This is a genomic window from Streptomyces sp. LS1784 (assembly GCF_020103755.1).
Lineage (GTDB): Bacteria > Actinomycetota > Actinomycetes > Streptomycetales > Streptomycetaceae > Kitasatospora.
The window spans coordinates 1-6,521 of the sequence record NZ_JAHSQD010000475.1; the positions used below are offsets into that span (position 1 = coordinate 1).

Here is a 6,521-nt window from a genome sequence, read left to right on the forward strand (position 1 = left end):
CGCGGCCGTCCCGCCCGCGCGCCGGGCCCAGCTGCGGGCCCGCGACCTGGCCACCCCGCTGTCGGCGTGCCTGGTCGCCGCGCCCGGGGACGACCTCGTCGAGGTTCTGGACCGCGCGAGCGCCCCGCCACCGATCCTCGTCCTGGACGACGGCCGGGTCGTCGGCGTGGTCACCACGGAGGATCTCGACCGGATCGCCCGCGCCCGGCAGCCGAGGGCCACGCGCGGACGCTGAACCCGACCACACCGCCCGGCCGGCCGAACGGGCCCGACCGCCACCGCCGCCCTCAGCTCCAGTCGACCGTCAGCCGCCCGTCCCGTTCGCCCACCTCGGTGCCGAAGTCGGCACAAGCGGTGGCGAACCGTTCGCGGATCCACTCCCACTCCTCGCCACGAGCAGAGCGGGTGTGGCAGAACTCCAGGGCCAGCGGCAGTGCCTCCAGCCGGACCGGCGCCAGGTCCGCACCGTCCGGCCCGTCCAGCGTCACCAGGAAGAGCAGCCCGAGGTCGTTGCGCAGCACCGGGTCGACCGCGTAGTCGTCGACGAAGTCGCCCAGGTCGTACAGGACGCGGTCGGCGACGCCGTGGAAGACGTGGGCGGAGTGTCCGGCGACCAGCGTCGCCCCGGCGGCCAGCAGCCGTGGGGCCGCCGCGCGCACGTGCGACGGCGGCCCGGGCGTCATGTTGGGGCCCCAGTGCGGGGTGACCAGCACCGCGTCGGCCTCCCGCGCGGCCCGGGCCACCAGGACGGTCAGCCAGTCGGGCACGCCCGTCCACAGGTCGGCCCAGGCCACTCCGGGACGCCCCGCCCCGGCCGCGTATTCCTTCGGATGGTCGGTGACCCCGACCACCGCCAGCCGCGCCCCGCAGGCCTCCAGCACGGCGAAGTCCCGCGCGGCCGACACGTCCCGCCCCGCGCCGACCGTGCGGACGCCGGCTTGCTCCAGCAGGTCGCAGGAATCGGCGAGGGCCTCGAAGCCGTAGTCCAGGGCGTGGTTGTTGGCCAGTGTCACGCAGTCCACCCCCAGTTCCGCGAGGACGGCGGCGGCCGACGGCGGGGCGCGGAAGAAGAACGGCTTGTCCGGATCCGGCCACCGCTCCCCGCGGCCGGAGACGCAGCACTCCAGGTTGAGCACGACGAGGTCGGCCGCCGCCAGTGCCTTCCGCACCTCCGGGGAGAACAGCGTCCCCGGTGTCGGCGAGCGCCGCAGTTCCTCGGCGACTCCACGCCCGAGCATCGTGTCGCCGGCCAGCGCCACCGTGAGCGTCATCGTCCGCGGCCTCCTCGATTCGTGAGTCCCCGCGTGTAACGCGCCTCGCTCCTCCAGACTCGGCCCGTACTCCGTCGCGGGCAACCTCCTTCCCGGGATGCAACCGTGTGCGGCCGTTCACGGGGCGAGGACGGACATGCCGCCGCGCCGTCGCCGGAGGATCATGAATGCAGCGGACGCACCGGTATCCGCGCCTCCCCGGGTCCGCGGAATCCGCCGGATCCGCTGAGCCTGGCAGCCCGCTGCCGGGCCTCACCTCCTGGAGGTCCCCGTGAACCACTCTCCCGCGTCAGGTCCCGCCGGTCCGATCGTCGTCGGTACGGACGGCTCGGAGCCCGCCCGCAGGGCCGTGCTCTTCGCTCTTCGCGAGGCACAGCTGCGAGGGGTCGGCGTGCGGGCCGTCTGTGCCTTCGGCGGCCGACACGCCGATCCGCCGGACAGGGCCATGACGGGCTGGAACCGCCCGAGCGGCGGGCCGGCGCCGCACCTGCACGACGCCGTCGCCCGCGAGGTGGCGGACTTGGTCGAGGAACTGCGACAGCAGGTCGGCGAGCCGTACGTGGAGGTCGAGGTGCGCTGTGAGCACGGCCGACCCGCCCAGGTCCTACTGGAAGAGAGCGAGGACGCCTGTCTGCTCGTGGTGGGCACCCGTGGCGCCAGCCGCTGGGGCCGACTCGCACTCGGCTCCACCAGCACCGAGATCGTCCACCACGCCCACCTCCCCGTCGTCGTCGTACCGCCCGAGCCCGGGGCCGCAACCAGGTGAACCGTGCGGGGGAAGCGCACAGGAACGCACCACGGACGCGGGGAAGACGTGGAGGCAGGTTCGCCCGGCCCCGCGAACAGCGGGTGGCCCGGGAACGAAGCCGTTCCCGGGCCACCCGCTGTTCACTTCCCTTCACTGTCCGAACCCGTCAGAGCGGGCTCACTCGCTCATCCGGTGGATCCTGCGCCGGCGCACCCTGACGAACAGGGTCAGCAGAGCACCGAGCGCCGCCAGGGCACCACCGACCAGGGAGTACGGCAGCACGGTCGATCCGGTGTCCGGCAGCCCGCCACCACTGTGATCGGGGTGCCGGCCGGGCTGCTGGTGCCCGTCACCGCTGTTGTTGCCGTTGCCAGGCCCGCTGCCGTTGCCGTGGCCGTTGCTGCTATCGGAGCTATGCCCGTTGCCATTGCCGTGCCCGTTGCTGCTATCGGCGCTATGCCCGTTGCCGTTGCCAGGCCCGTTACCGTTGCCATGCCCGTGGCCGTTGCCAGGCCCGTGGCTGTTACCGCCACCGTTACCGTTGCCGGCGCCATGCCCATGGCCGTTGCCGTTCTCGTGACCAGCGTCGTGGCCGGGCTTGTGCTCGTGGCACTTGTCCTTCTCGCACGGCGGCGTGCACCGGGCGACCGCGGACGACGGCGGTGTGGTGATCGGCTTTCCGTCCGGGCCGGGGAAGGACGCGGTCACCGTGTTGGTGGTGTCCTTACTGATCAGGCTGGAGCAGTAGAACGTCTTGGTCTGCCCAGCCGCCAGCTTGAAGGTCCCGGCTGCCGCCACGCAGGCGGCCTCCTGCGGATCGTTCAGCGTGATCCCGCTGATGTCCGTCGTGCCGGTGTTGGTCACCGTGATCCGCCAGAACGCCTGGCACTTGTCGGGGTCGCAGGGCTCCTCGGAGGCGCCGCCCTTGTGCAGCGTCACCTCCTTGCCCCATGGACCGGAACCGCCCTGACCGCAGTTGCCGGACTTGTCGGACTGGCAGACCTCCTTGTTGATGTCCAGCGAGGGAACACCGGGCCGATTGACCACAACGGTGGCCTCGGACGGGGGCGTGGTGATCGGCCGGCCACCCGGAACGGGGAAGGACGCCGTCACCGCATTCACCGTGCGCTGGGTGACGTTCGCCAGGTTGCAGAACACCTGACGCGAAGCACCCGCCGCGAGGTCGAACGTCCCCGCAGCCGTCACGCACGACGGCGACACACTGTCCGCCAAGGTGATCCCCGTGACCGGAACCGTGCTGGTGTTGGTCACCGTGATCCGCCAGTACGCCGTGCCACCCGACGTCACCGTGGCGCTCTTCGCCCACGGACCCGGACCACCGTCAGCGCAGTCGGCAGCGTTGCCAGAGGTGCAGACCTCCTTGTTGATGCTCAGCGAGGGAACGACTGGCGGAGTCACATCCACCGTCGCCTCCGACGGCGGCGTGGTGATCGGCCGGCCACCCGGAACGGGGAAGGACGCCGTCACCGCATTCACCGTGCGCTGGGTGACGTTCGCCAGGTTGCAGAACACCTGACGCGAAGCACCCGCCGCGAGGTCGAACGTCCCCGCAGCCGTCACGCACGACGGCGACACACTGTCCGCCAAGGTGATCCCCGTGACCGGAACCGTGCTGGTGTTGGTCACCGTGATCCGCCAGTACGCCGTGCCACCCGACGTCACCGTGGCGCTCTTCGCCCACGGACCCGGACCACCGTCAGCGCAGTCGGCAGCGTTGCCAGAGGTGCAGACCTCCTTGTTGATCGTCAGCTTCGGCGTGCACCCCGGGCCCGGGGTCACCCGGAAGGTGACGGTGTTGGAGGTGACGGGAGCGCCGCCGTTGGTGACGGCCGAGGCCTGGTCGGAGACGGAGGTGACGGAGCAGTCCGTGGCCACCTTGGTCTCGAAGCAGATCTGCGGGGCGTCGCCGACGAAGGTCACCTGCATCAGCGGCTGGTTCTGCGGGGTGAACGACGACCCGTTGACGAGGACGAGGTTGCCGATCACCTGGATGGGTGCGTCACCGACCGGGACCGAGGAGATGTCCGCCGTCCCGGTGGCCGGGTTGAACGGGAAGGTGCCGATGGTGGTGCCGTCGGCCGCCAGCACGGTCACCGTGGACTGGTCGAAGTTGACGGTCGTCGGATCGATGCTGACGAGGCTGACGGTTCCGTAGGACTTCACGTGTCCGGTCGCCCCGTCGCAGTAGTACGCCGCCGGGTTGATGGTGCTCTGGGCCCTGGTCTTGAGGCAGGGCGAGGCGCCGGTGATCGGGTCGAGGGAGAACAGGAACCCGATGTCGCCGAGGCTGTACTTGCACTGGCCGTCGTAGGCGAAGCCGTACGGGCTGGTGTAGCCGCCGTTCACGTTGGGCGGGCCGTTGACGACGCCGTTGGTGCCGTACTGGGTGCACGGGCCCTGGATGGTCCAGTCGTAGCAGAACTCGGAGCTGTTCAGGGTCGGCGTGTTGCCCTGGTAGAGCCAGAACGGGAACTCGGTCTCCAGGTGCCCGTTGGACGCGGTGATGGTCAGCGGGTTGTGGTAGTTGGCCTCACCGGGGCCGACGTTGGTGCTGACCAGGGCCTGGAGGCCGGGGGGCGCCGCGATCGGGTTGCCCGCGAAGTCGAAGCAGACGGGGGTGCCCATCGCCGGGTTGACCTGCTGGTAGACGCCGCCGACCACGGTGCAGACGCCGGTGGCCGCGCCCGAGGAGTCGTGCATCGCGAAGACGTTGTCGACCCGGGCGGGCCCGCTGCTGGTGGGGGTGACCACGACCTTGGGGGTGGACCAGCCGGTGCAGGCGGCGTTGGTCGACGGGTCGAAGCAGGACATCACCGAGGGTTTCGGGGCCTGCTGGTTGTCGGTGACGTAGACCTTGCCGTTGATGACCGTCATCGTGCCGGCGTAGTCACCGGGGAAGGTGCCCTGGCCCTCGTTGGGGGGCAGACCGATGTTGAAGGTGCCGCAGGACGCGTTGGTGGTGCGGTCGTAGCAGAGGATCTCCCCGGTGCCGGAGACCGCGTAGATCAGCCCGCCGGGCGGCGCCTCGACCACACCGCCGATGACCGTGCCGTCGCCCTCCTGGAGGGGGGTGAAACCACAGCTGGCCTGGGCCTGGAGGTCGATGCAGCCGACGCCGATGAGCCGGGGGACGGTCCGGCTGACGGCCGCGTAGTACAGCTTGGAGCCGGACTGCACGTAGGTCGGGGTGCGGGTGCTGCCGAGGTCCCCTGTGGTCCCGTCGGGAATCGAGGAGTTCAGCGGCTGCGGCCAGGTGGCGGGCGCGCCGGTCGGGGTCGGACAGGGGCCGTTGGTCAGCAGGTCGGTACAGACCACACTGGCCGGGCTCGCCGCCCCGTGGTGGTAGATGTTCCAGGCCTCGGGCGTGGAGACGCCGTTGATCGTGGCGGTGTAGAGGATGGGGATGAAGCCGTCACCGCCGGTGGCGGTGTTGACCGGGGTGAGCGGCGGCGGGATCTGCACCAACTGGCCGGTCGCGGGCGCGGAGAGCTTCGGGTTGCTCGCCTGGACGACATTGGTGGCCGCGCCCGGGTCGGTGGTGGAGAAGGTGGCGCCCCCGTCGGTGGACCACTGCTTGCCGAAGCCCGGCGGCACCTGGAGCGAGCCGGGCACGTAGGCCTGGGTCTGGGGGGTGCTGCCCGGGCCGCCCTGGATCGCGTCGGTGATGGTGGTGGAGACCGGTGCGCTGTCCGGGTTGGTGGCGGAGACCACCCAGCGGATGGTGTCGCCCTGCGCGGCGGTGGTCGTGCTGCCGGTGGCGAGGTCGGTGCCGGTCTTCTCCAGCGTCACCGGCTGCTGCCGGACCTGGCGTCCGCCCTTCCCGCCGCTCTGCCCGGCTCCCTTCCCGGTGCCCTGACGGTCCGTCGGGTGTGCCGCGGCGGGCCGGTCGGCGAGCGTGGTGGTGCGACCGGCGGCGTGGGCGGCGGCCTGGGCCGGAAGGGTGAGCGACGCGACGGCCGCGGCGAAGGCCACCGCCAGGCTGACCGCCCGGCCCGGTGGTCGTCGGGCGGAGCATCCGTCATGACGCGGTCCCCGGGGAGGAGGTGGGGGCGGACAGCGCTTCATCAAACGTCCTTTCGGTCCTGCGCCCACGTGCCGAGGGGATGGCGGGGAAGGGGAATGCCGAGCGAGCGCAGTGCGTTCTGATGATGTTCTGACTATCCGTCCGATTTGTCCTGCATAGCTCAGATTCACTCCCCGGCACCTCAGGAGCACTCTGGCGGACCCGGCGATTGACGCACCCGCCCCGAGATCTGCAGCGGACATCACGAACGGCCTCCCCCCGAATGTGCCGCTGGGCGGCGCCGGCGATCCCGAGGACCTCGCCGAGACGACCGCGTTCCGATGGGGAGCTGCCGGGGTTCGAGCAGGGCCGGACGTGCACGGCGGCCGGCGGGCGCGCGGCGGCCCGGAACGCCGGGGCGGTCAGCGGGCCGCGCGCCGGTGGTGGGCGAGGTCGGCGTGCGGGTCGTCGGCTCCCG

At 71.5% G+C, this 6,521-nt stretch carries 3 protein-coding genes and 1 pseudogene; 2 read left to right on the forward strand and 2 right to left on the reverse strand.

The features are described from left to right. Positions 1-235, forward strand: a pseudogene (locus KS423_RS35110) (hypothetical protein); the annotation flags it as partial. Positions 236-287: 52 nt separating this feature from the next. On the opposite strand, the gene KS423_RS35115 reads toward KS423_RS35110, so the two are convergent. Continuing rightward, positions 288-1,271, reverse strand: a complete 984-nt coding sequence (locus KS423_RS35115) for a CapA family protein (protein WP_224283797.1) — start codon at positions 1,269-1,271, stop codon at positions 288-290. A gap of 271 nt (positions 1,272-1,542) precedes the next feature. On the opposite strand from KS423_RS35115, the gene KS423_RS35120 reads away from it, so the two are divergent. Beyond that, positions 1,543-2,037 (forward strand): universal stress protein, encoded by a 495-nt coding sequence (locus KS423_RS35120; protein ID WP_224283798.1) that lies wholly within the window; start codon positions 1,543-1,545, stop codon positions 2,035-2,037. 159 nt (positions 2,038-2,196) lie between these two features. Here the strand turns inward: KS423_RS35120 and KS423_RS48210 are convergent, their stop codons facing one another. Next, on the reverse strand, positions 2,197-6,012 hold the full coding sequence (locus KS423_RS48210) for a hypothetical protein (RefSeq protein ID WP_224283799.1): 3,816 nt from the start codon (positions 6,010-6,012) through the stop codon (positions 2,197-2,199). Positions 6,013-6,521: the final 509 nt, after the last annotated feature.

What these genes read in the sequence shown, in the direction of transcription:
- KS423_RS35115 (WP_224283797.1), bottom strand. Translation starts at nt 1,271, where the DNA reads ATGACGCTCACGGTGGCGCTGGCCGGCGACACGATGCTCGGGCGTGGA.